Below are 25,146 nucleotides of genomic sequence, written 5' to 3' on the forward strand. Positions count from 1 at the left end.
GAAATTGAATACAGATATACTGCAACCAAAAATTGAAGCGTCTTGAGTATAAAATCTAATTTAGACTCAAAATAGTCAATTTATATAAAATTATGATCACTTCATGTGATACTTTACCTAAAGGTATCTGGTAGCGTCCCGAGCAGAAATCTTCAATCAGCGATTTTTGTCTGAATCTGCGCAGGGTCCAATGTCGTTCTCACGTCTCCACTCCCGTCAACCCGGCCGAAGCAGCGAAGCCGTGGGGCATGTGGCATGGATGGCGGCATCATGAGCGAAGCTGCCGAAACCGCCTACTCGGTCTCGCCCGGGTTCGTTGCGACCCTGGCGCGGCTGAATCTCTCGGTCGCCATCTCCTCCTATCAGTCGGGCAAGTTCTACCTGCTGGGCCGCAATCCCGCGGGCGGCCTGATGGTGGACGAGCGCCTGTTCCACAAGGCCATGGGCATCGCCGTGGAAGGCAACGCGCTCATCCTGGCCACGCTCTTCCAGATACACCGCTTCGAGAACGTGCTCGAGGAAGGCCAGTTCATCAACCACACCTTCGATGCCTGCTACGTGCCGCGCATCAGCTTCACCACCGGCGTCCTCGATGCCCATGATGTCGGGCTGACGGCCGAGGGCGAGGTCGTCTTCGTCAACACCCGCTTCAACTGCCTGGCGAGCCTCGCGCGCGCTAGGAGCTTCACGCCGATATGGAAGCCCCCCTTCATCTCGCACATCGTCGATGAAGACCGCTGCCATCTCAACGGCATGGCGATGCAGGAGGGCCGGCCGGCCTATGTCACCGCCGTGAGCCGCTCCAACACCATCGACGGCTGGCGCGACCGGCGCACCGGCGGCGGGGTCGTCATCGACGTCGCCACCGGCGATATCGTCTGCGAGGGGCTGTCCATGCCCCATTCGCCCCGCCTCCACCAGGGGCGGCTGTGGATCCTGAACTCCGGCGCCGGCGAGCTTGGCTGGGTCGACCGCGACAGCCGGACCTTCCATCCCGTCGCCTTCTGCCCCGGCTTCCTGCGCGGCCTGGCCTTCGCCGGGCGCTACGCCCTCGTCGGCCTCTCCAAGCCGCGCTACGAGCGCTTCGAGGGCCTCCCGCTCGACCGCAAGCTGAAGGACGCCGACTCCGAGCCATGGTGCGGCCTCCAGGTCATCGACCTCGACACCGGCACCTGCATCGACTGGTTCCGCATCGATGGCGCCGTCGCAGAGATCTACGACGTCGCCGCACTGCCCGGCGTCGCATGCCCGATGTCGCTCGGCTTCGCCTCAAACGAGATCCAGACCCTCATCACACATGAGGACTTGCCCGGCAGCACGGCAGGAGCGGAACCGCCCGCTTCCAGCCCGCACGAGGCTTCCATCACGCTCGAACCGGGAGCGCCGTACAAAGCGGCGCCTCCTGCCCCGGCATACGCCACGGAACACTGACAACGGGACATATCATGAAGCTCAACAAGCAATTGAGAGGCAGGCTGGCGCTCACGACCGCCGTGATGGCGGTGTTCGCAAGCTATGGCCGGCGCGCCTATGCGGCCTGTTCCGGCGGCGCGGGAACCTATGACTGCTCGGGCGCAACGACCGGCCCGGTCTCGCTCTCCGGCTCGCCGCTGACGGTGACGACCTCCGGCGCGTTCAATGCGACCTCGGGCGCCGGCGGCTTCTACCTTTCCGGTACCAACGGTGTGAATTTCAACAACAGCACCGGCGGCTCGATCACGGCAACCAGTTACGGCATCTATTCGAGCAACACCGGAACGAGCGGAACTTCCATCACCTCGACCGGCGATATCGTTTCGACCGGAAGAGTGGGAATCGAGGCCGTTAACTTTGGCGCTGGTGGGACGACCATCAATGTCGGCTCGGTATCCGGCGCCATGACGGGTTATAATTTCGGCATCCAGACGTGGAACTACAACGGGGCACTCAACATCACCAGCACCGGCACGGTCAGCGGCAACACCGGAATGTTCCTGCGCTCGACCGGCGGTCCCGTCACGATCAACGCCAACAATGTGACGGGTGTCACCTATGCCCTTGCCGTTCGCAGTTTCGGCGGGGGTGCGACGACGATCACGACAACCGGCGATGTGGTCGGCAGCAAGCTGGCTGGCATCTCGGCTCACAACTATGTCGGCACCACCGACCTGACGATCAATTCGGCAACGACGACCGGCGGCATCGCCGGCATCGCCGCCTTCAACGAAGGCACAGGTGACACCTCGATTACGACGAGCGGGACGACGACCGGCAACGGTGACTATTCTTCCTACACGTCGGCGACCCCCAACTGGCCCATTGCCGTCAAGGGCGCGGGCATCTTCGCGCAGAACGGCGCGGCTGCACGCAATCTGACCATTACGACAAACGGTGCGACCACAGGCTTCGGGTCCGGCATCTATGCCAACAACCAGGGCACCGGTGCGACGACCATCACTACCAACGGCGCAGTGACGGGTAGCGGCACATCCTACAAGGGTGCTGGCATACGTGCCCTCAACGGCACCACCGCCACCGATCTGACAATCAATGCCGCCGATGTGACCGGCCCCCAAAATCAAGCCGGGCAATACGGCATTCATGCGTATAACGAGGGTACGGGAGCCACGACCGTCACCACCACCGGCACGGTGACCGGATACGGCGGCATTCTTGCCTGGAACGCACCCACTTCCCCAGGTTCGCTTTACTCCACCGCCACCAACCTGAAGGTCACGGCGTCCGGGCCCGTGATCGGAACCGGGACGAGCGTCGGGGCCGGCATCAACGCCCTGAACCTGGGTACGGGCTACACCAGCATCTCCGCAACCGGTCCGGTAACGGGCGGTGGCGTCGGCATCGCCGCAGGGGGAGGCAAGACCACGACCGATTTGTCGGTCTACGCCTCCGGGAGCGTAACCGGCGGCACTGTCGGTATCGATGCTGCAAACCTCGGGTCCGGCACGACGACCGTTACCACGACCGGAACGGTAACCGGCAGCAGTGCCAGCGGATATGGTATTGCGGCCAGCAACATTTATGGCGCCGGCCTGACCGTGAAGGCATATGGATCCGTCACCGGCGGCAGGGTAGGCATTGGAACCGTGGATACGGATGGCGGCGCGACGACGATCATCGCGACCGGCGCCGTTACGGGCGGCACTACCGGTATCACCAGCCAGAACGCCTACGATCCCCGTGGCCTTGGCTACGCGCAGGCAACCGATTTGACCATCACCACATCCGGCCCTGTGACCGGTGGCCAGACCGGCATCGCCGCCAGCAATGCAGGCACGGGCGCAACGACCATTACGACAACCGGGGCGGTCACAGGCACATCCACCGCCGGGATCGTAGCCATCAATCAAAATACCGCGACGAGCCTGACGATCACGTCGTCCGGACCCGTCACGGGCGGCGCATACGGCATCGAAGCCCTCAACCTGGGCACGGGCACGACGACGGTCACCGCCGGTGGCACGGTCACGGGCACCAGCGCCGCCGGTATTGCCGCCATCGGCTACACACCGATTGCGATCAACGTGGAGAAGAGTGGCCTCGTGCAGGGCGGCGCGACCGGCATCCTGGTCTATCCGGTGAATGGCCAGGCGGCGACGATCACCAATGCCGGCACGATCCAGAACCTGTCGGGTGCCTCGGACGCGCTGGCGATCGCATCGCAGGGTACAAGCTCCGCCGCCATCGCGAACACGGGGCTGGTGACCGGCACGGTGAACCTCCGCACCACCAACAACAGCTTCGACAACCAGGCGGGCGGCGTGTGGAACACGGCGGGCGGGGCCAACGTGCTCGGCCCCGATACCTCCAGCAGCGTAAACAACGAGGCGGGCGGCACCATCATCGCAGCTGCCAGCGGCGCGAGCGGCCCGACCGCCACCAGTTTCAGCGGCCTGGGCACCTTCACCAATGGCGGCCTTCTCCAGATGCAGAACGGGGTGGTCGGCGACACGACGACCATCGCCGGCAATTTCGTCGGCACCGGGGGCACCGTCTCGCTCGACACCCAGCTGGGCGGCGACGGTTCACCCACCGATCGCCTCATCATCAACGGCGATGCCTCCGGTTCGACGACGCTGGCCATCCGCAATGCCGGCGGCGCCGGCGCGCAGACGACCAACGGCATCGAGGTCGTGGAAATCAACGGCGGCACCTCCACCGCCGACGCCTTCCATCTCGCCAGCGCCGTCGCCGTTGGCGCCTACGACTACGCCCTCTACTACCAGGACCTCACCAAGGACGACCAGAACTGGTACCTGCGCTCGACCGGGCAGGCGAACGCCTCCGCTCAGACGGCGCTGCCCTATGCCGACATCCTGGTCAACTTCGCCGATGCGACGCTCGGCACCCTGCAGCAGAGGACCGGCAACCGCATTTGGCCGAACGGCACGCCGCAGGTCGCGGCGGACCTGCCCTCCAGCCAGGTCATGAAGTATGCCGCTACCGGCCCCGTGATCTATGGCCAGGGTGCCTGGGGGCGCATCGGCGGGCAATATACGTCGATCGATCCCAAGTCGGGCACGCCCTATACCCTTTCGCTCGGCTTCCTGCAGGCCGGCTACGAGGGCACGGCCTACGAGACAGGCGCGGGCGACCTGACCGTCGGCGCCTATGCCATGGTGGGCACCTCGCACGCCGATATCGACGTTTCGCGCGATCCGGCCACGGGAGCGGCCCGCAGCGGCAAGATCACGACCACCGGCTACGGCCTCGGCGGCAACCTGACCTGGCTTGGCGCCGACGGCCTCTATGCCGACGCGGTCGGCCAGCTCACCTTCTACGAGTCCAGCCTGTCCAACAAGGCCGGCGGCGACAACCAGGGCTGGTCGGGTACGGCCAGCCTGGAGATCGGCAAGCGCTTCGAGCTGGGCTCAGGCTGGTCGGTGGTGCCGCAGGCCCAGCTTGCCTATACCCATGTCGACTTCGACAGTTTCACGGACATCAACAGCTCCCGCGTGACGCTGGGCGACGGTGACAGCCTGCGGGGCCGGCTGGGCCTGCGGGTGGAGAACAACGCGAGCTGGAAAAACGGCGAGGGCAAGACAGACCGCCTGCAGATCTACGGCATTGCCAACCTGAGCTACGGCTTCCTCAAGGACACCAGCGTGGTGGTAGCCGGCACGTCCCTGGAGCAGCAGGACAAGCGGCTGTGGGGCGAGATCGGCGCCGGCGGTACCTATGCCTGGAACGACAACTGGAGCGTCTATGGCGAGGCGGACTACGCCACCGCGCTCTCCGGCTCCGGCTCCAACTACAGCCTCAGGGGCACGGCAGGCCTGCGCTACAGGTGGTGATCCCGCCGAACGAGCATGCCGCCCGGCGAGCAGTCCGGGCGGCATCGCTACCGATGCGAAGAACGTGATGACCTGCTACTCGCCGGGCAGCGCGGCGCGGCGAAGGGAATGATGAAGAAACTGTCATCCCCGGCGAGCCGCAGACACCGCGAGGGAATGCCGGCGTCGCAAGAGATCCCGGCCGCCCCCCGGAAGGAGACGGCCGGGAATGATCGTCCCGGTGACCGATCTCTAGGCAGGAAGGCTTGAGCTTGGAATCCAACGGACGACGGCCGCGCCTTCAAAAATTTCCTGCAACCGACCATCGAATGTCTCTTGACGTCATCCCCTCCTCCGAGGCATACGGACGGCGGGACATCCCTCCCCAACGAGGGACGCCCATCTGCGAGGATGGAGACATCGCGATGACTATACCTATGCCGGCGGCACAGACCGCTGTTGCGACGACGCCTGCAGTGAAGCCCGCTGTGGTGAATTTTTCTTCCGGCCCCTGCGCCAAGCGCCCCGGCTGGAATCCCGAAGCTCTTAAATCCGCAGCGCTGGGCCGTTCGCATCGTGCGAAGATCGGCAAGACCAAGCTCGAACAGGCTATCGAGCTGACGCGCGAGGTTCTGGGCGTACCCTCGGACTATCGCATCGGCATTGTGCCGGCCTCCGATACGGGCGCCGTCGAGATGGCGCTGTGGTCGCTGCTCGGCGCCCGCGGCGTGGACATGCTGGCCTGGGAATCCTTCGGCGCCGAATGGGTCACCGATGTCGTCAAGCAGCTCAAGCTTGCGGACGCTCGCGTGTTCAAGGCAGGCTATGGCGACCTCGTCGACTTCACCGAGGTCGATGCCAAGACCCGCGACATCGTCTTTACCTGGAACGGCACCACCTCGGGCGTGCGCGTCCAGAACGCCGACTGGATCCCCGCCGACCGCGAAGGCCTGGCGATCTGCGACGCCACTTCGGCGGCCTTCGCCCAGCGTCTCGACTGGCCCAAGCTCGACGTCGTCACCTTCTCCTGGCAGAAGGTGCTGGGCGGCGAGGCGGCGCATGGCATGCTCATCCTTTCGCCCCGCGCGGTCGAGCGGCTGGAAACCTATACGCCGGCCTGGCCGCTGCCGAAGATCTTCCGCCTCACCAAGGGCGGCAAGCTGATCGAGGGCATCTTCAAGGGCGAGACCATCAACACCCCGTCCATGCTCTGCGTAGAGGATTATCTCGACGCCCTGAACTGGGCCAAGGCCGTGGGCAGCCTCGACGGGCTGATCGCACGTGCCGATGCCAATCTCGCCGCCGTCGAGCGCTTCGTCGCGGCGACGCCCTGGATCGACTTCCTCGCCAAGGATCCGGCCACCCGCTCAAACACCTCGGTCTGCCTCAAGGTGGTCGACGAGCGCGTCGCCGCGCTTCCGCCCGAGGGGCAGGCGGCCTTCGCCAAGGCGCTGTCTTCGGCCATCGAGGCGGAGAAGGCGGGCCTCGACATCGCCTCCTATCGCGATGCCCCGCCTGGCCTGCGCATCTGGTGCGGCGCCACCGTTGAGACCTCGGACGTCGAGGCCCTGATGCCCTGGCTGGAATGGTCGTTCCAGAAGGCCATCGCCACGCTCGGCTGACTCTTCCCTGGTACATACTGTTTTCAAAAGCGGACGCGACGTCCGCGCTCCCAGGAGCTGCCCATGCCCGCCCCCAAGGTCCTCATCTCCGACGCCCTGTCCCCTGCCGCCGTCCAGATCTTCAAGGATCGCGGCATCGACGTCGATTTCCAGCCCAATCTCGGCAAGGACAAGGACAAGCTGGCCGAGATCATCGGCAACTATGACGGCCTCGCCATCCGCTCGGCCACCAAGGTCACCTCCGCCATCCTCGCCAAGGCGACCAATCTCAAGGTCGTCGGCCGAGCCGGCATCGGCGTCGACAATGTCGACATTCCCGCTGCCACGGCGCGCGGCGTCATCGTGATGAACACGCCCTTCGGCAACTCCATCACGACCGCCGAGCATGCCATCGCGATGATGTTCGCGCTGGCTCGCGAGATTCCCGCCGCCGACGCCTCCACCCAGGCCGGCAAGTGGGAGAAGAACCGCTTCATGGGCGTCGAGATCACCGGCAAGGTGCTCGGCATCATCGGCTGCGGCAATATCGGCTCGATCGTCGCGGACCGCGCGGTAGGCCTCAAGATGCGCGTCATCGCCTTCGACCCCTTCCTCAGTGCCGAACGCGCGCTCGAACTGGGCGTCGAGAAGGTGGAACTCGACGATCTCCTCGCCCGCGCGGAATTCATCACGCTGCATACGCCGATGACGCCGCAGACGCGGAATATCCTTTCCCGCGAGGCACTGGCCAAGACGCGTAAGGGCGTACGCATCATCAACTGCGCCCGTGGCGGCCTGCTGGACGAAGAGGCGCTCGCCGAACTCCTGAAGGCCGGACACATCGCCGGTGCGGCGCTCGACGTCTTCGTCGAGGAGCCGGCTACCTCCAATCCCCTGTTCGGCCTGCCGAACGTGGTATGCACCCCGCATCTCGGTGCCTCCACCACCGAGGCCCAGGAGAATGTCGCCCTGCAGGTCGCCGAACAGATGTCCGACTATCTGCTGCGCGGCGCCATCTCCAACGCCGTGAACTTCCCCTCGATCACGGCCGAGGAAGCCCCGCGCCTCAAGCCCTTCATCTCGCTCGCCGAAAAGCTCGGCTCCTTCGCCGGCCAGCTGACCGAGACCGACATCAAGACGGTGCGGATCATCTATGAGGGCGACGTCTCCCGCATGAAAATCAAGGCGCTGACCAGCGCCGCCGTGGCCGGCCTGCTGCGTCCGATGCTGGCGGACATCAACATCGTCGCGGCTCCGAGCGTGGCGCGCGAGCGCGGCATCGTGATCGAGGAGACCACCCGCGAGAAGACCGGCGACCATGATTCGCTGATCACGCTGGAGGTCCAGACGGAGAACCTCACCCGCGCCGTGGCCGGTACCATCATTGCCGGCACCAAGCCGCGCATCGTGCAGATCAAGGGCATCAATGTGGAGGCGGACCTGCTGCCCCGCATGCTCTACATCACCAACCACGACCGTCCCGGCTTCATCGGCCGCATCGGCACGCTGCTCGGCGAGAACGGTATCAACATCGCCCATATGCAGTTCGGCCGTGACTTCGAGGGCGGCAACGCCATCGCGCTCGTCGGCATCGATCAGGTGGTGAGCGATCCGCTGCTCAAGGAGATCAACACGATCCCCAACGTGGTGCAGGTGAAGGCGCTGACGTTCTGAAAAACCTCGGCGTGGCGCCTGTGTCCTTCCTGGGACCGCAGGCGCCCCGCTTCTCGTGCCCATGGCATCAGGCGGAACACGCGTTTCCCTCGGGGGTAGACGTGAGTGGTGTGATCTTGTGGCGGCCCGTCGGGCCGCAGGAACTGAAACTAATCAGGACCAACGGCATGAGGGCATTTCCTCCGCGCCTGCCGGACCAGCCGATATTCTATCCCGTCACCTCCGAAGCCTACGCAGTCAAGATCGCCCGAGACTGGAACGTGCCGGCAAGCGGCGCCGGCTTCGTCACACGGTTCGCCGTCGACAAGGCCTATCTCGATGCCTATCCGATCCAGGATGCGGGCGGCCGTGACCATCAGGAATACTGGATCCCCGCCGAGGATCTCCCTGCTTTCAATGCGGCCATCATCGGCCTAATCGAGGTCGTGGTCTCTTTTCCCTGATGACATTTCCGGGATGGGGGCTATCAACCGCCCTATTTCCATCCCCTTCCCGTCCCGTCCGCGCAGCCATAGGGCGGAAGTGTCTTGGCGCCGAACGTCTCCTTCAGCCGGCGGCAGCCATAGTCGCGCACCGGGCCGGGCATCATGTTGTTGAGGTCGATGCCGACCTCGTCGAAGGGCGTGTCCGTGTTGGCGATATAGCCGTACCACTGATATCCGACCACAGCGACCACAGCCACCAGCCCCCCGAACAAGATCGATACCAAACGCTTCATTTTCACGTGTCCTTGCCTATCTCGTATGGAGCATTACTCTTTTCCGCGGTGGAGCGGGCTGCTAAAGCCTTCCACAGCTTAGTATGATTTCAGGTGAGCGATGCGTCTCCTCGTCGTTGAAGGCAATGTGCGTGCTGCGCGTGAACGCCACCGCGCGACCTATGGTCTGACCCCGTCCGAATCCTATGCGGCCGTGCTGAAGAGCCTCGCGCCCGATGCGGTGTGCGATATCGCCCTGCCGGCCGACGAAGGCGCCAACCTGCCCGATTCGGCCGGTCTCCAGAGCTATGACGGCGTGGTGATCACCGGCTCGGGCCTAAACATCTGGAAAGTCGAGCCCGAATCGATGCGGCAGGTCGAGCTTGCCCGCGAGGTCTACAAGTCCGGTACGCCCTTCTTCGGCTCATGCTGGGGACTGCAGGTCGCCACCGTGGCGGCAGGGGGTTCCGTGCGTGTCAACCCCAGGGGACGGGAAGTGGGCATCGCCCGCGATATCACGCTGACGCCGGAGGGGGGCAACCACCCTCTCTACAACGGCAAGGCGCCGATCTTCACCAGCCCTTGCGTGCATGGCGACGAGGTCGAGGCTCTGCCGGAAGGCGCGATCGTGCTTGCTTCGAATGCCGTCAGCGACGTGCAGGCGGTAGACATCAGCTACGACGGCGGACGTTTCTGGGGCATCCAGTACCATCCCGAGTTCTCCCTGAACGAACTGACCGCGATCCTCCGCCGCTACAAGCCGACCCTGCTCTCCGAAGGCTTCTTCCGCGATGGGGACACGATCGATCGCTATCTCGGCGACCTCGAGGCTCTCGTTGCCGACAGGCGCCGCACCGACATCTCCTGGCGCTATGGCATCGGTCCCGACATCCTGGATCCCAAGCGCCGCCTCAAGGAGATCGAGAACTTCATCGAACTGCGTGTGAAGCCGGTGATTTCCGAACGCGGACGGGCTTAGGGGGGAGCACGGACTTCCACTCCGCCGTTGGAATGGTACCCACAAAGAGAAAGGCGCTGCGACATCGGCAGCGCCTTTCTGCATTATGGCGTCTCGCGCGTTTCACTTTCATCCGGAATCGCTACAAATCGCAGAATGCCTGTGATTCCCCTGCGTTCAGCTGGACGAGTGGTCCGGCCTGACCGCATTTTGCTCTGTAGCAAAGCCGCAGATCGCTCCTGAAGCCGGCTGCCCGCCTATGCCGTCTCCGCCAGCAGCACCTCGAGGGTCTGGCCCACCGATGTCGCCTGGATTGCCGCCACATAGCCGCCATAGGCCTTGGCAAAAGCCTCGTGATCGGCCAGGCCGAGCTTCTCGAAGGGGCTGGTGCGCAACAGATCAATCGGATTGCCGCTGCGCAGGAGCGCCCAATCCCCCTCGCTCAGGCGAGGCTCGACGACCTCGAAGGCATCGCCCTTGTCGTCCTTGCCAGTGAGATAGGCGCCGAAGCAGGCGAGGAAGAACGCCTCGCGGCGAAGATCTCCGCCATCAGCGAGCAGCATTTCCAGCGTCCTCGAATGGAAGACCGGGATCTTGGCCGAGGTGTCGAAGGCGATGCGCAGCAGTTGATCGTTGATCGCCGGGTTGGAGAATCGCTCCAGCACGGCCTTCTTGTAGGCTTCGAGCGATACGCCCTTCGGACCCTCGATGCGGGGAATGGCGTCGCGGTCGAGGAAGGTATCGAGCAGGCGATAGAGGCGCTCGTCGGCCAGCGCCTCATGCACGATCCGATGGCCCATCGTAATGCCGGGCATTGCCAGCAGGATGTGGGAAGCGTTGAGCATGCGGCCCTTCATGAACTCGAAGGCCGGCACGTCGTCGCGCATCTCGACGCCGACCGCGTCGAAAGGCGGGCGACCCGCCCGGAAATCATCCTCGAGAACCCACTGGATGAACGTTTCGCCAAGAGCCGGCACGGCATCGTCGATACCGCTGCGCTGGTTCAGCCGGTCGCGGACGGCCGGCGGAATCTGCGGCGCAATACGGTCGACCATCGAATTGGGGAAATCCACATTCGCATCGATCCAGGCACCAAGCTCGGCATCCCTGCCCTTGGCGAAGGACACGATGGCCTTGCGCGCGGTGTCTCCGTTGTGGCGCAGGTTGTCGCACGACATCACGGTGTAGGGGGCGATCCCCTGCTCGCGGCGCCGCCGCAACCCCTCCGCGATAAAACCGAAGGCAGTCCGAAGCGGACCACCGGCAAGGTCATGTGCCACATCGGGTGTGTCGAGCTTGAAGACGCCGGTCGTCTCGTCGAGGTTGTAGCCGCCTTCCGTGATCGTGAGGGAGACGATCCTGGTATCGGGATTGGCAAGCCGCGCCAGCACCGCCTCGGGGTCGGCCGGTGCGTGCAGATAGTCTACCATGGCGCCGATCACGCGGGTCGAGGCCGAGCCGTCCGGAGCATATTCGGTCACCGTGTAGAGGCAATCCTGGCTTCGATAGGCCTCTGCCTTAGCTTGCGTGCCGGGATTGTCGATGAGTTCGACACCGCAAATGCCCCAGCCCTCGTTGCCGGGCATGTGGAGGCAGCGGTCGACATAGACAGCCTGATGCACGCGGTGAAAATTGCCCAGCCCAAAATGGACGATGCCGGGACGAACGGCGGAGCGATCATATTTGGGAATGGCGATCGAAGCGTCGAGGCTTCCAAGGGACAGTTGGGAAAGCTTCTTCAAGGTAGTCTCCATGATGACAGGTGCCGGCAAGCCGACAAGGGTCACGAGGCCAAGCGAAACCGGCGAAAACCGGCCGCAGCCTCTCCGTTTCAGTGATTCTTCCGCTGCCGGGAAAGGAGCTGCCCCTCCTGTCGCCGGCATTGCGGATCATGACGCATGGCTTATAGCCATGTCGCTTACCTTGGGGCTCGGCCCACAGGCATTCCTAGATGCTCCTTCTTTCGGCCGTTTTGCAAGAGCTTGTTCCAGGCTCGCCGAGAATCGGCTCGTAAACTCGTTTGTACACAAACGAATTTCTGCTATGAAACGAAGCGGCAAACGTGGATTGGTTCTAATTCACGCAAATCCACGTTTATTTATTTGATTGCCAAATTATTTGCGTATATCTCCACTGCGAGACAAGAGACGAGCGAGCGGCGAGGCAGCCAGCATGAGTAATTTCAACGAGGAAAAGGTCCTCAGCGTCCACCACTGGACAGATACCCTTTTCAGTTTCACCACCACGCGCGACCCCGGCTTTCGCTTCGAGAACGGCCAGTTCACCATGATCGGTCTGCCGGTGAACGGGCGCCCCCTGCTGCGTGCCTACAGCCTCGTCAGTGCCAACCACGAGGACACGCTGGAATTCTTTTCCATCAAGGTGCCGGATGGCCCGCTGACCTCGCGCCTGCAGCACCTGCGGGAAGGCGACAGCATCATCGTCGGCCGCAAGGCCACGGGTACCCTCCTCCTCGACAATCTCAAGCCGGGCCGCCACCTCTACCTCGTCGGTACCGGAACCGGCCTGGCTCCCTTCATGAGCCTGATCAAGGATCCCGAGACTTACGCGCGCTTTGAGAAGATCGTGCTGATCCACGGCTGCCGACATGTACAGGAACTCGCCTATGGCGAGCGCATCACGCATGAATTGCCGGAGCATGAGTTCTTGGGCGAGAGCGTTCGCGAACAGCTCATCTACTATCCCACCGTGACGCGTGAAGCCTTCCGCAACACCGGCCGCATCACGGACCTCATCAAGTCCGAAAAGCTGTTCGAGGATATCGGGCTGCCCGTGCTGGACGTCGCCCAGGACCGCGTGATGATCTGCGGCAGCCCGGAAATGCTCCGCGACCTGAAGACATTGCTCGAAGAACGCGGCGCGGTGGAGGGAAACCAGGGCGAGCCTGGTGATTTCGTTATCGAAAAGGCTTTCGTCGATCGCTAGCGCAGGCTAGCTTCGCCGCAAGAAGATCGAAGTGCTGCCGGCGATTCCGGCGGGTTTCTGTTGCGGAATACAACGTGGCTGACCTCGACATCAAGTTGCCCGACATTGCAACGGACTATGTTCTGGATGATCAGGTCGGTTTCATCCTGCGCCAGGTCTACCAGCGGCACGCGGCCCTCTTCGCCGACCAGCTTGGCGAGGACCTGACGCCGATGCAGTGGGCCGTGCTTGCCAAGCTCGCCGAACTCGGCACCTGCAGCCAGAACATGCTGGGCCGGCTGACCTCCATGGACGTGGCGACCGTCAAGGGCGTGGTCGAGAGGCTGACCCGGCGCGGCCTGATCGAGACCAGGCCCGATGCGGAAGACCGCCGCCGCCTCGTGCTCTTCCTGTCCGACGACGGACGAGACCTCTACGCCCGCCTCGCCGCCGCGGCCAGGCAGGTTTCCCATCTCACGCTGGCGCCGCTGGACAAGGCGGAGCGCGACGCGCTTCTCATCCTCCTGAAAAAGCTGCGCTGATCACGCCCGGCAAAAGCGGGCAGCCACACCGCGGCCCCCGTCTTGGGGGAGAGGCGGGCGCATCGCGCGAGAGCGGAAATAAATCGATTGCCTACGCCATTCCTCCGCTTGCGCTGTGCTCCGATGAATGCATTCTAGAGATAGAAACTGGGCGTTCGCGTACGACCTGGGCAAATACTCACGAGGGTGGAACGAAATGAGCGACCTGGGCGACCTGCAAAGCCGCAAGCTCGACCTCGCAACCAGGGCGGCCTGGCTCTACTACATCGATGGTGCGACGCAGGATGAAATCGCCTCCCAGTTCGACATTTCCCGCCAAAGCGTGCAGCGCCTGATCGCACTGGCCGTATCCGAACGGGTGATCGAGTTCCGTATCCAGAGCCCCGTTGCCGAGTGCACCGCACTGGCCCAGCAATTGCGCTCACGTTACGGCCTGTCGATCTGCGAGGTGGTTCCGAACGGGCTTCATGACCCTCTCGGAGCGGTCGGCCTGGCCGCCGCGCAGATCCTGGAGACCCAGTTCGGCCAGCGCGGCTCCGGTGTCTTCGGCTTTTCCACCGGCCGCACCCTGCTGCGGATGGTCAAGGAGGTATCCGCCCGCTCGCGCCCGGAATTGAAGATGGTGTCGATCGTCGGCAATGCCGCGCGCGACGGCTGCGTCAGCCCCTTCGAGATCGCGATGCGCCTCGCCGACAAGCTGGGCGCGAAATGCTACCCGTTGCAGATGCCGGTTCTCGCGGCCACCGTGGAGCATTGCGAAGCGCTGAAAAGCCAGCCCGTTCATAAGCTTCTACGCGAAATGGTGGAAACCGCGCGCGCCGTCTATGTCGGCGTCAGCGACGTCACATGGGGATCTCCGATCCAGCAGGACGGCTTCGTGCTCGAGTCCGAGATGCGCTACCTCATCGAGAATGGCGCCATCGGCGAAATCGCCGCCTGGCCTTACGACAAGGATGGCCGCATCCTGCAGAACGACTATACCGACCGCCTGCCCGGCTTCCGTCCGGATCGCCTGGCGCGCTTTGTTCCGGTGGTCGGCGTCGCCGCCGGACAGCGGAAGATCATGCCGATCCGCGCCGCGCTCAAGGGAGATCTCCTTTCCGGCTTGATCACCGACGAGCAGACGGCCGCCGCCCTGCTGGAACAGCCCTGACGTTTCCTCCGGGCTGCCTTTCTGACTCAACGGCCGCGCCCGCCTTTTTCGGAGAGGCCGAAGCCTGTCTCCTCGCCGGCCACGCAGCCGCCGTGCCCACCCGTCCCAGGACTGCCCGGAATTTGCTGCACTGCATACAATGTTGTTACGCACGCCCGCTTGACAATCTGTCGCGCCGTTGAGAACATGCCCGCGTCTTGGGCGTCTGCTCAATGCCCAATAAGCCGATAAATGGCATTGCATTTTCTCACGGGAGGTTTTGGTGAAGACTGCAAAAACCCTAATTGCGCTGGCAGGCATGCTCGCCTGCAGCGTTTCGTTCGCTTCGGCCGAAACGCTGACGATCGCCACCGTCAACAATGGCGACATGGTCCGGATGCAGAAGCTTTCGTCCGAGTTCACGAAAGCCAATCCTGACATCACCCTCAACTGGGTCACGCTCGAGGAGAATGCGCTGCGTGAGAAGGTCACGCAGGACATCGCCACCAAGGCCGGTCAGTTCGACGTCCTCACGATCGGCACCTACGAGGTTCCGATCTGGGCCAAGAAGGGCTGGCTGGTCTCGCTCGACAAGCTCGGCGACAACTATGACGTCGATGACCTGATCAAGCCGATCCGCGACGGCCTGTCTCTGGACGGCAAGCTCTATGCCGCGCCGTTCTACGGCGAGTCGTCGATGATCATGTATCGCAAGGACCTGTTCGAGAAGGCCGGCCTGAAGATGCCCGAAAGCCCCACATGGGATTTCGTGGCCGATGCCGCCAAGAAGCTCAAGACCTCCGACACCTATGGCATCTGCCTGCGCGGCAAGGCCGGCTGGGGCGAGAACATGGCATTCCTGACCGCCATGTCCAATTCCTTCGGCGCACGCTGGTTCGATGAGAACTGGAAGCCACAGTTCGACTCCCCCGAGTGGAAGAACACGCTCACCTTCTACGTGAACCTTCTCAAGGAAGCCGGCCCGCCGGATGCATCGTCCAACGGCTTCAACGAAAACCTGACCCTGTTCAACCAGGGCAAGTGTGCGATGTGGATCGATGCCACCGTGGCCGCCGGCTTCGTGACGGACCCCAAGCAGTCGACCATCTCCGACAAGGTCGGCTTCGCGCTGGCTCCGAATACGGGCCTGGGCAAGAACGCCAACTGGCTGTGGTCGTGGGCGCTCGCCGTTCCCGCCGGCTCGCAGAAGACGGAAGCCGCCGAGAAGTTCATCGCCTGGGCGACCAACAAGGACTATGCCGCGCTCGTCGCCAAGACGGAGAACAACTGGGCTTCCGCCCCTCCCGGCACGCGCACCTCGCTCTACGACAATGCGGACTACAAGAAGGCTGCACCCTTCGCCCAGCTGACGCTCGACTCCATCATGTCGGCTGACCCGACCCATCCGACCGTGAAGCCGGTTCCCTATGTCGGCGTGCAGTTCGTCGCCATTCCCGAGTTCCAGGGCATGGGCACCCGCGTCGGCGGCCTGTTCTCCTCGGCCCTGGCCGGCTCGACCTCGATCGACGACGCCCTGTCGCAGGCGCAGACCGACGTGACCCGGACCATGACCAAGGCCGGTTACATCAAGTAAGACTTCCTCCCAGGACGGCCAATTTCTGACCTTCCTGACACTGGGCTGCCCCGCGTCTCTCTCACAGCCGGGGCAGCCTCTTTCAATATCAAACAGAAATCGCCCAAGGTTTCGGTCTGTGGGGAGGACCTAGGATGGCAACGCAGCAGACCCGCGTTCTCGCGAGGGTGGCCGTCGCACCTTCAGTGTTGATGCTCTTCTTGTGGATGATCGTCCCGCTCGTGCTGACGATCTGGTATTCGCTCAACAACTATACGCTCGACGATCCGACGAACTTCTACTGGAACAGCTTCGCCAACTACAAGTTCTTCCTGACCGATCCCGCCTTCATCAAGTCCTTCGTGGTCTCGCTCGAGATCGTGCTCAGCGTCCTGGTCATCACCGTCGTCGGCGGAATCCTGATCGCGCTGCTGATGGACCAGCCCTTCGTGGGCCAGAGCATCGTGCGGCTCATGGTGCTGGCTCCCTTCTTCGTGATGCCGACCGTGGCGGCGCTGATCTGGAAAAACCTGTTCATGAATGCCGACGGCGGCATATTGACCTGGGTATCGCAGGTGCTCCACCTGCCCGTGGTCGTCTGGTTCACCAATTACCCGCTGCTGTCGATCATCATCATCGTCGCCTGGCAGTGGCTGCCCTTCGCCACGCTGATCCTGCTCACCGCGATCCAGTCCCTCGACGAAGAGCAGAAGGAAGCCTCCCAGCTCGACGGCGCCAAGCCGCTCTCCTACTTCTTCTACATCGTGCTGCCGCACCTCTCGCGCGCCATCACGGTGGTGATCCTCATCGAGACGATCTTCCTCCTCAACATCTTCGCCGAGATCAAGGTGACCACCAACGGCAGCCTGGGCACGGCCAACCTGCCCTTCCTGGTCTACCTCACCGAGGCGGGCGACCATGATATCGGCTCGGCTTCCGCCGGGGCGCTCGTCGCGGTCGTGCTGGCGAACATCGTCGCCTTCTTCCTCATCCGCATGATCGGCAAGAATCTGGAGGCTTGAGAAATGGCGCGCGCAGTCTCGACCCGACGCAAGACCATCGTCACCGCGGCCGCCTGGCTCGTCGGCTTTCTGATCTTCTTTCCAATCCTCTGGATGGTAATCACCAGCTTCAAGACGGAAGGAGAGGCCGGCATCCTGCCGCCGAAGTTCATCTTCTTCACATGGACGCTGGAGAACTATCGGAACATCTTCAACGAATCGAATTATATCCGGGCGGCGCTCAACTCGATCTTCCTTTCGCTCGGCTCCACCCTCCTCGGCCTGATCTTCGCCGTTCCCGCCGCCTGGGCCATGGCTTTCGCGCCGGGCAAGAAGACCAAGGATCTTCTGATGTGGATGCTTTCCACCAAGATGATGCCGGCGGTCGGTGCCCTGATGCCCCTCTTTCTGACCTTCAACGCCTGGGGTCTGCTCGACAGCCGCTGGGCCGTGATGGTGGTGCTGTTCCTGATCAACCTGCCGATCGTGGTGTGGATGCTCTACACCTATTTCAAGGAGATTCCCGGTGAAATCCTCGAAGCGGCACGCATGGACGGTGCTTCGCTCTGGCGCGAGATCGTCTACGTGCTGACGCCGATGGCCGTGCCGGGCATTGCCTCGACGCTGCTTCTCAACACGATTCTGGCCTGGAACGAAGCGTTCTGGACGCTGAATCTCACCACTTTCGACGCCGCTCCCCTGCCGCAGTTCATCGCGGGCTATTCCGCCAAGATGGGTCTTTTCTGGGCGACCTTGTCAGCAGCGTCGACACTCGCCATTCTGCCGATCGTGATCCTTGGCTGGTTCTCCCAGAAGCAGCTTGTCCGCGGCCTGACTTTCGGCGCAGTGAAATGATGAAAAACAACACTATTGATTGGGGAGTTGCGTAAAATGGGGCAGTTCAATCTTCGTAATGTGCGCAAGGCCTTCGGCGAAGTCGTCATTATTCCGAATCTCGACCTCGACATCGAGGACGGCGAATTCGTGGTCTTCGTCGGCCCGTCGGGTTGCGGCAAGTCGACGCTGCTGCGTCTGATCGCGGGCCTGGAGGACGTCACCGCCGGCGAGATCAAGATCGACGGCGTCGACATGGCCAATGCCCCGCCCGCCAAGCGGGGCCTTGCCATGGTGTTCCAGTCCTATGCGCTCTACCCGCATATGAGCGTGCGCAACAACATCGCCTTCGCCCTCAAGATGGCGGGTGAGTCGAGGGATGTGATCGAGCAGAAGGTGGCCAAGGCGGCCGCCTCGCTGAACCTCACCAACTACCTCGACCGCAAGCCGCGCCAGCTTTCGGGCGGACAGCGCCAGCGTGTCGCCATCGGCCGCGCCATCGTGCGCAATCCCAAGGCCTTCCTGTTCGACGAGCCCTTGTCGAACCTCGACGCCGCGCTACGCGTCAACATGCGCATCGAGATCACGCAGCTCCACCAGGACCTGAAGACCACGATGATCTACGTGACGCACGACCAGGTCGAAGCCATGACCATGGCCGACAAGATCGTGGTTCTCAACGCCGGCAACGTCGAGCAGGTCGGCTCCCCGCTCGAGCTCTACAACAAGCCGCGCAATCTCTTCGTGGCAGGCTTCATCGGCTCGCCCAAGATGAACTTCCTGAAGAACGGCGCGGCATCGAACTACAACGCCACCACTATCGGCATCCGCCCCGAACATCTCAACCTCTCGGCAACGGAAGGGCAGTGGAAGGGGACGATCACGATCTCGGAGCACCTGGGCTCGGATACCTTCTTCCACATCGACCTCGATGATGGCACGCGCGTCACCGCCCGTGCCCCGGGCGAGTTCAGCCTGGGCACAGGCGACACGATATATCTGACGCCGCAGGTCGATCGCCTGCATCGTTTCGATGACAAGGGACTAGCCGTTCGATGACGGATACGAGGCGGGCCTGTCCCGCCTCGCTTCGTCTCAGCACTGGCGAACGGGATGCGGGATCGGTCGTCGCCCTCTCCTCTCGCCTGGACATTCGGCCGGCGCTCGGCGCCCGCCTTCACGCCGCCATGTCCCGCTGTTCTTGAAAGGCTCACGTCGATGTACATGCAGAAATATTTGCTGACCGGCCGTCATGCGCTGGTCACCGGCGGCGGCCGTGGCATCGGGCTCGCCTGCGTGGAGGCTCTCGCGGAAGCGGGTGCCCGGGTGGTGATCGCCGATTTCGACATGAAGGTCGCGCAGGATGCACAGGCGGAGCTGCGCACCAAGGGCTACGAGACGACCATCGTGAAGATGGACGTCACCAAGCCGGACCAGGTCACCGCGCTTGCCGACGACCTTGCCGCCGACGGGCGGGGCATCGAGATCCTCGTCAACAATGCCGGCATCGCGCGCTCGATGACGCCGGCCGAGACGGTCGCGGACGAGCACTGGCTCAACGTGATCGACGTCAATCTCAACGGCGTGTTCTGGTGCTGCCGCGCTTTCGGCAAGCACATGCTTGCGGCCGGGAAGGGTTCGATCGTCAATATCGGCTCGATGTCCGGCTTCATCGTCAACAAGCCGCAGGAGCAGTCCTACTACAACGCCTCCAAGGCGGCCGTGCACCATCTCACCAAGTCGCTCGCCGCCGAATGGGCCCCGCGCGGCGTGCGCGTGAACGCCGTGGCGCCGACCTACATCAACACGCCGCTGACGGCTTTCGCCGCGAAGGACCCGAACAATGCGGAAATGTTCAAGACCTGGCTCGACATGACGCCGATGGGCCGCATGGGCGAAGTCGACGAAATCGCCTCCACCGTGCATTTCCTCGCCTCCGATGCCGCCAGTCTCCTGACCGGCTCGATCGTGGTGGCGGACGGCGGCTACACCTGCTGGTGACGTCGCGTGGCTTGCGAAATCGCCATTTCCGATTTGTGCTGATTTCCAACAAATTCCCGCGGACGGGCTACGACGAATCGCCGACGGGCTTTAGATTTCGCGCCCGGCGCATCGACCCCAAGAACAGCCCGACTGCGCCTCCCCGACCCGTTCGGGGATGAAACGCACGAGAGGATGTCCACGATGTACAAGAACAAGCTCGACCTCACCGGCCGCCATGCACTCGTCACCGGCGGCGGGCGCGGCATCGGCCTTGCCTGCGCCGAAGCCCTGGTCGAATTCGGAGCCAAGGTGGTGATCGCCGATTTCGACATGAAAGTCGCGGAAGAAGGCCAGGCTGCCCTCGCCGCCAAGGGCTACACCACCGAAATCGTGCAGATGGACGTCACCAAGCCCGAGCAGGTCACGCAGGTCGCCGACGATCTCGCCAGCCAGGGCCGCACCATCGAGATCCTCGTTAACAATGCCGGTATCGCCCGTTCGATGACGCCGGCCGAGACGGTCGCGGACGAGCACTGGCTCAACGTGATCGACGTCAACCTCAACGGCGTGTTCTGGTGCTGCCGCGCCTTCGGCAAGCACATGCTGGCGGCCGGGAAGGGTTCGATCGTCAATATCGGCTCGATGTCCGGCTTCATCGTCAACAAGCCGCAGGAGCAGTCCTACTACAACGCCTCCAAGGCGGCCGTGCACCATCTCACCAAGTCGCTCGCCGCCGAATGGGCCCCGCGCGGCGTGCGCGTGAACGCCGTGGCGCCGACCTACATCAACACGCCGCTGACGGCTTTCGCCGCGAAGGACCCGAACAATGCGGAAATGTTCAAGACCTGGCTCGACATGACGCCGATGGGCCGCATGGGCGAGGTCGACGAGATCGCCTCCACCGTGCAGTTCCTCGCCTCCGATGCCGCCAGTCTCCTGACCGGCTCGATCGTGGTGGCGGACGGCGGCTACACCTGCTGGTAAGACGCCTGTCTCCGGCAGACCGGGCCGGCGCCGAAACGCAGAATGGCGGTCACCGACCGCCATTCGTCTTCATATCATGAGCAGACCGCCGCCGGGAGCGCCTGCCTGCGATCGCTTCGTCAGGACGCCGCGCGGTTGTAGACGTCCTCGATGCGGATGATGTCGTCCTCGCCGAAATAGCTGCCGGTCTGCACCTCGATCAGTTCGAGGTCGATCTTGCCGGGGTTCTCCAGGCGGTGGGTGGCACCGAGCGGGATGTAGATCGACTCGTTCTCGTGCAGCGTCTTCACATTGCCGTTGATCGTCACGTTGGCAGCACCGCGCACTATGATCCAGTGCTCGGACCGGTGGTGATGCTTCTGCAGCGAGAGCTGGCCGCCGGGCTTCACCATGATGCGCTTGACCTGGTGCCTCGAGCCGAGATCCAGCGACTTGTAGGATCCCCAGGGCCGGAACGACTGGAGATGCTCCTGCGTGAGGTTGCGGTGGCTGTGCTTGAGCTTCTCGACCAGCGCCTTGATACCGACGGAGTCGTCGCGCCGGGCCACCAGAACGGCATCGCCCGTTGCGATCACGGCCAAATCGTCGAGGCCGACGACGCAGACCACCGGACGCTCGGTCGAAACCAGGTTGTTGCGGGCGTTGACGAAGACGCCGTCGCCCAGCCTGGCGTTTCCGGCCTCGTCCTGGGCGGTCAGTTCGCGCACGGCGCTCCAGGAGCCCACGTCCGACCAGTCGAAGCTGGCGGGCACCACGGCTGCGACCTTCGTCTTCTCCATCACCGCATAGTCCACCGAGCGCTTGTCGGCGCGCGAGAAGGCAGCGGCATCGATACGCACAAACCCAAGATCGACCTGCGCCTTGGAAACGGCCTCCTTCACGGCCTCGACGGTACGCGGTTCGCGTACGGCGTATTCGGAAAGGAACTTCCCGGCCAGGAACATGAAATTGCCGGAGTTCCACAGATAGCCTTCGCGGACATAGCGCGAAGCCGTTTCGGCATCGGGCTTCTCGATGAAGCGCTGGACCTGCTGCACACCCTCGGTGAGAGCCTCGCCCACCTCGATATAACCATAGCCGGTGGCCGGATGGTCCGGCACCACGCCGAAGGTCACGATGGCGTTCAGCTCGGCGCCGTTGCGCGCTGCAACACAAGCCACCCTGAAGCCTTCGACGTCACGGACCCGATGGTCGGCCGCGAGCGAAAGCACGGGCGTATCGGCACCGTAGCGATCGGCGATGAAAGCCGCGCCAGCTGCGATGGCCGGGCCGGAATCGCGGGCCTCCGGCTCGAGCAGGATGTCCGCCTCGACACCGATGGAGAGCAACTGGTCCGCCACCAGGAAGCGATGATCCTGGTTGGTGACGATCACTGGCCTGCCAAACAGGCCGGCGTCGCTGACGCGGCGCACGGTCTCCTGGAAAGTGGAGAGATCACCGAAGAGCGGCAGGAACTGTTTCGGGCGGCTGGCGCGCGAAGCGGGCCAGAGCCGAGTGCCGGAACCACCGCAGACAATCAGGGGAACGATCAGGGAAGACATCATCCACTCGTGTTTGGGAAGGAGGAAGAGCCGTTGAAGCTTTGCTATGCCACACTTATACCGCTACCGGCATGCGATTTTCAGGCCCGCTTTAGACTACCATACTCCCCTATTGGGATTCCAACATGACGATTGCTAATGCTTCCGGCTACATCCCCTAACGGAATGCTCGAAATTCCGCCACGAAGGCGGTCAATGCCTGCTGCCAAACGGCAGGGAAACAAGACATGCATCCGGGTCTGATTCTCATCGGCCTCTGGCTGGCCTGGGCGGTTTCCTGGATCGTCGCGGCACGCTGGTCGAGCACGGCCCGCAGGGTTGCGGGCGGCAGGCAGGTCCTGCTCTACCGTCTGCTGATGCTCGCTGGCGGCGCCGTTCTCGCAATACCCGCCCGCACCAGTTGGGCGCTGCACCTTTGGTGGCCAACACCCGCGGAGGCCTGGCTCTGCGTATTCGCCGCCTTGGCGGGCTTTGCCTTCTGCTGGTGGGCCCGCCTGCATCTGGGAACGCTGTGGTCCGGTTCGGTCACCATCAAGGCGGACCATCACATCATCGATACCGGCCCCTACGCCCTCGTCCGCCATCCCATCTATAGCGGCCTGCTCCTGGCCTTGCTGGCGACGGCGCTGATCAAGGGGACGGTTCTCGGTTTCGCCGGCGTGGCAATCATCCTCGCCGGCATCGTGATGAAGGCGAAGCTCGAGGAAAACGTGCTGCGCGCAGACCTCGGCACGCAAACCTATGACGCCTATGCCCGGCGAGTACCGATGCTGGTGCCGTTCTGGCGAAACTGATCACTCGGCCGCGGCAAGGCCGTCATTGTCCTGCGCGGGCCCGTTGGGATCGCCCGGCGCGGTCTCCCACCCGAAATCGGGGATGACCGCAATGCGCGCTCCACGCATATCGACCCGCGTCATCACGAAGTCTGCATTCTGCAGATGGCGGATCTGGCTGCGGGCACGCCCGCCGGAATGGCTGCCGCAACGCCGGGCAATCTCGGCATCAGCCGGACAGGCCTGTCCCGTCATCGCGGCCCCGGCAAGAATGAGGAAGACCGCCTGAAGATCCGCAGGCACGAGGCGAGCCTGGTCAAGGGCCCGCTGCCACTCCCCGGCATCCACCGCATCCGGATCCAGTCCCGTGCGAGCGGCATTCAGCAGGAACTTGAACTGCGCCATCGCCGGCGGCGTACCGCCCAGACGCTCGATCCGGCAACGCACGATGAAATCCTGGTACAGCACCGCTTCGGTGCGGAATGTCGCATCCGGTTCCTGCAGGATTGCAAAGGCAATACGGGCGAAGGCGCGCTGCAACTCCTCCGGCGGCATGGCCGGCACGGCCTCTTCCCCCGCGTTCTCCGCGGGTCTTTCGCGCACGAGCTGCTCCAGGATCTCTGTCGTGGACATCGGGACCGGTGTCGCGGCACGGCGCTCGGGACGCGGCCGGGGCGCCGCGACGGGCACGGGGGCCAGGATGAGGTCGCGGGCCGCCTCCCCTGCTTCCGGCAGCGGCGTCAGCTTCGGCGTCGCCACGCGTGGGCGCGTTTCAACAGGCCCCACCTTGATCGGCAGGGGACGGCGTGACAAGGCAGGGCCAAGCGCAACGAACTGGCCGCGCTGCAGCTCACGAAAAGTCTCCGCCTGGCGCCGGTCCAGGCCGAGAAGATCGGCGGCGCGTGCCATGTCGATATCCAGGAAAGTCCTTCCCATCAGGAAGTTGGAGGCTTCGGCCGCGACGTTCTTGGCCAGCTTGGCAAGGCGTTGTGTCGCGATGATGCCGGCAAGCCCGCGCTTGCGCCCTCGACACATCAGGTTCGTCATCGCCCCGAGGGAGACCTTGCGCGCATCCTCCGCGACATCGCCCGAGGCGGCGGGGGCGAAGAGCTGTGCCTCGTCCACCACCACCAGCATCGGGAACCAGTGGTCTCGCTCGGCATCGAAGAGGGCGTTGAGGAAGGCTGCTGCGGCCTTCATCTGCATTTCGGCGTCGAGGCTCTCCAGAACCAGCACCGCGGAGACGCGATGCTGGCGCACGCGCTGAGCGATGTGCTCGAGTTCGGCAAGGCTGCGCTCGCCGTCGATGACGACATGGCCGTAGCGGTCGGAGAGACTGGCGAATTCGCCCTCGGGGTCGATGATCACCTGCTGCACATGCGGCGCACTCTGTTCGAGCAGCCGCCGCAGGAGATGCGACTTGCCGGATCCGGAATTGCCCTGCACCAGGAGGCGCGTTGCCAGCAATTCCTCGATATCGAGCATTGCGGGCGCACCGCCCGGCGCGGAGGCGGTGCCCATGTCGATTTCGATCTTCATCTCAAGCTGTGATTCCGGTTCCGCCTCCAGCCATACAATCCAAGCGGCCTCGCCAACAACCCCCGGGGCTTCGGAGCAGCGGATTTCCACATGCGCAAGCGGGCTGCGTGCCATTCCCG

At 63.6% G+C, this 25,146-nt stretch carries 20 protein-coding genes; 16 read left to right on the plus strand and 4 right to left on the minus strand.

Annotated features, from left to right (window positions below; genetic code table 11):
• The first annotated feature begins 270 nt into the window (after positions 1 to 270).
• From AC6H34_RS03145 to AC6H34_RS03165, 5 genes are all read left to right on the plus strand, one after another.
• Positions 271 to 1,431 (plus strand): TIGR03032 family protein, encoded by a 1,161-nt coding sequence (locus AC6H34_RS03145; RefSeq protein ID WP_448146196.1) that lies wholly within the window; start codon positions 271 to 273, stop codon positions 1,429 to 1,431.
• Positions 1,432 to 1,445: 14 nt separating this feature from the next.
• Positions 1,446 to 5,291 carry an autotransporter outer membrane beta-barrel domain-containing protein gene (locus tag AC6H34_RS03150; protein WP_497537880.1) on the plus strand — a complete coding sequence of 1,282 codons (3,846 nt, stop codon included), beginning with the start codon at positions 1,446 to 1,448 and terminating at the stop codon, positions 5,289 to 5,291.
• A gap of 404 nt (positions 5,292 to 5,695) precedes the next feature.
• Positions 5,696 to 6,892, plus strand: a complete 1,197-nt coding sequence (locus tag AC6H34_RS03155; protein ID WP_497537881.1) for a phosphoserine transaminase — start codon at positions 5,696 to 5,698, stop codon at positions 6,890 to 6,892.
• 63 nt (positions 6,893 to 6,955) lie between these two features.
• On the plus strand, positions 6,956 to 8,545 hold the full coding sequence (gene serA / locus AC6H34_RS03160) for a phosphoglycerate dehydrogenase (RefSeq protein ID WP_497537882.1): 1,590 nt from the start codon (positions 6,956 to 6,958) through the stop codon (positions 8,543 to 8,545).
• Between the two features lie 167 nt (positions 8,546 to 8,712).
• On the plus strand, positions 8,713 to 8,988 hold the full coding sequence (locus AC6H34_RS03165; RefSeq protein ID WP_497537883.1) for a hypothetical protein: 276 nt from the start codon (positions 8,713 to 8,715) through the stop codon (positions 8,986 to 8,988).
• A 32-nt stretch (positions 8,989 to 9,020) separates the two neighbouring features.
• Here AC6H34_RS03165 and AC6H34_RS03170 read toward each other — a convergent pair whose 3' ends face one another.
• The gene (locus AC6H34_RS03170; RefSeq protein ID WP_497537884.1) at positions 9,021 to 9,263 is read right to left on the minus strand and encodes a hypothetical protein; all 243 of its coding nucleotides are present in this window, start codon (positions 9,261 to 9,263) and stop codon (positions 9,021 to 9,023) included.
• A gap of 100 nt (positions 9,264 to 9,363) precedes the next feature.
• Here AC6H34_RS03170 and AC6H34_RS03175 point away from each other — a divergent pair, with 100 nt between their 5' ends.
• Entirely contained in the window at positions 9,364 to 10,221 is an 858-nt protein-coding gene (locus AC6H34_RS03175; protein WP_497537885.1) for a type 1 glutamine amidotransferase, read from the plus strand.
• 236 nt (positions 10,222 to 10,457) lie between these two features.
• On the opposite strand, the gene AC6H34_RS03180 is transcribed toward AC6H34_RS03175, so the two are convergent.
• A complete protein-coding gene (locus AC6H34_RS03180; protein WP_497537886.1) occupies positions 10,458 to 11,942 on the minus strand; it encodes a mannitol dehydrogenase family protein in 1,485 nt (494 codons plus the stop codon).
• A gap of 430 nt (positions 11,943 to 12,372) precedes the next feature.
• Between AC6H34_RS03180 and AC6H34_RS03185 the strand changes: the two genes are divergently transcribed.
• The 9 genes from AC6H34_RS03185 to AC6H34_RS03225 all read left to right on the plus strand — a co-directional run bounded on the left by AC6H34_RS03185 (position 12,373) and on the right by AC6H34_RS03225 (position 21,174).
• Entirely contained in the window at positions 12,373 to 13,146 is a 774-nt protein-coding gene (locus AC6H34_RS03185; RefSeq protein WP_448146188.1) for a ferredoxin--NADP reductase, read from the plus strand.
• Between the two features lie 74 nt (positions 13,147 to 13,220).
• A complete protein-coding gene (locus AC6H34_RS03190; RefSeq protein WP_448146187.1) occupies positions 13,221 to 13,667 on the plus strand; it encodes a MarR family winged helix-turn-helix transcriptional regulator in 447 nt (148 codons plus the stop codon).
• 196 nt (positions 13,668 to 13,863) lie between these two features.
• Positions 13,864 to 14,820, plus strand: a complete 957-nt coding sequence (locus AC6H34_RS03195; RefSeq protein ID WP_448146186.1) for a sugar-binding transcriptional regulator — start codon at positions 13,864 to 13,866, stop codon at positions 14,818 to 14,820.
• Positions 14,821 to 15,118: 298 nt separating this feature from the next.
• The gene (locus AC6H34_RS03200) at positions 15,119 to 16,393 is read left to right on the plus strand and encodes an ABC transporter substrate-binding protein (RefSeq protein WP_497539844.1); all 1,275 of its coding nucleotides are present in this window, start codon (positions 15,119 to 15,121) and stop codon (positions 16,391 to 16,393) included.
• A gap of 134 nt (positions 16,394 to 16,527) precedes the next feature.
• Positions 16,528 to 17,394: a carbohydrate ABC transporter permease gene (locus AC6H34_RS03205; protein WP_448146185.1), complete on the plus strand. Its 867-nt coding sequence runs from the start codon at positions 16,528 to 16,530 to the stop codon at positions 17,392 to 17,394.
• 3 nt (positions 17,395 to 17,397) lie between these two features.
• Positions 17,398 to 18,228, plus strand: coding sequence for a carbohydrate ABC transporter permease (locus tag AC6H34_RS03210; RefSeq protein WP_448146184.1), 831 nt, complete (start codon positions 17,398 to 17,400; stop codon positions 18,226 to 18,228).
• Positions 18,229 to 18,264: 36 nt separating this feature from the next.
• A complete protein-coding gene (locus AC6H34_RS03215; protein WP_448146183.1) occupies positions 18,265 to 19,266 on the plus strand; it encodes an ABC transporter ATP-binding protein in 1,002 nt (333 codons plus the stop codon).
• Between the two features lie 159 nt (positions 19,267 to 19,425).
• A complete protein-coding gene (locus AC6H34_RS03220; RefSeq protein ID WP_497537887.1) occupies positions 19,426 to 20,208 on the plus strand; it encodes an SDR family NAD(P)-dependent oxidoreductase in 783 nt (260 codons plus the stop codon).
• Positions 20,209 to 20,391: 183 nt separating this feature from the next.
• Positions 20,392 to 21,174, plus strand: coding sequence for an SDR family NAD(P)-dependent oxidoreductase (locus tag AC6H34_RS03225; RefSeq protein ID WP_448146181.1), 783 nt, complete (start codon positions 20,392 to 20,394; stop codon positions 21,172 to 21,174).
• Positions 21,175 to 21,293: 119 nt separating this feature from the next.
• Here the strand turns inward: AC6H34_RS03225 and AC6H34_RS03230 are convergent, their stop codons facing one another.
• On the minus strand, positions 21,294 to 22,715 hold the full coding sequence (locus tag AC6H34_RS03230) for a mannose-1-phosphate guanylyltransferase/mannose-6-phosphate isomerase (RefSeq protein ID WP_497539845.1): 1,422 nt from the start codon (positions 22,713 to 22,715) through the stop codon (positions 21,294 to 21,296).
• Between the two features lie 227 nt (positions 22,716 to 22,942).
• On the opposite strand from AC6H34_RS03230, the gene AC6H34_RS03235 reads away from it, so the two are divergent.
• Positions 22,943 to 23,509: a methyltransferase family protein gene (locus tag AC6H34_RS03235; RefSeq protein ID WP_448146179.1), complete on the plus strand. Its 567-nt coding sequence runs from the start codon at positions 22,943 to 22,945 to the stop codon at positions 23,507 to 23,509.
• Here the strand turns inward: AC6H34_RS03235 and AC6H34_RS03240 are convergent, their stop codons facing one another.
• Positions 23,510 to 25,027, minus strand: a complete 1,518-nt coding sequence (locus tag AC6H34_RS03240; RefSeq protein WP_448146178.1) for a helicase HerA domain-containing protein — start codon at positions 25,025 to 25,027, stop codon at positions 23,510 to 23,512.
• Positions 25,028 to 25,146: the final 119 nt, after the last annotated feature.

The organism is Labrys sp. ALF-8 (genome assembly GCF_059699065.1).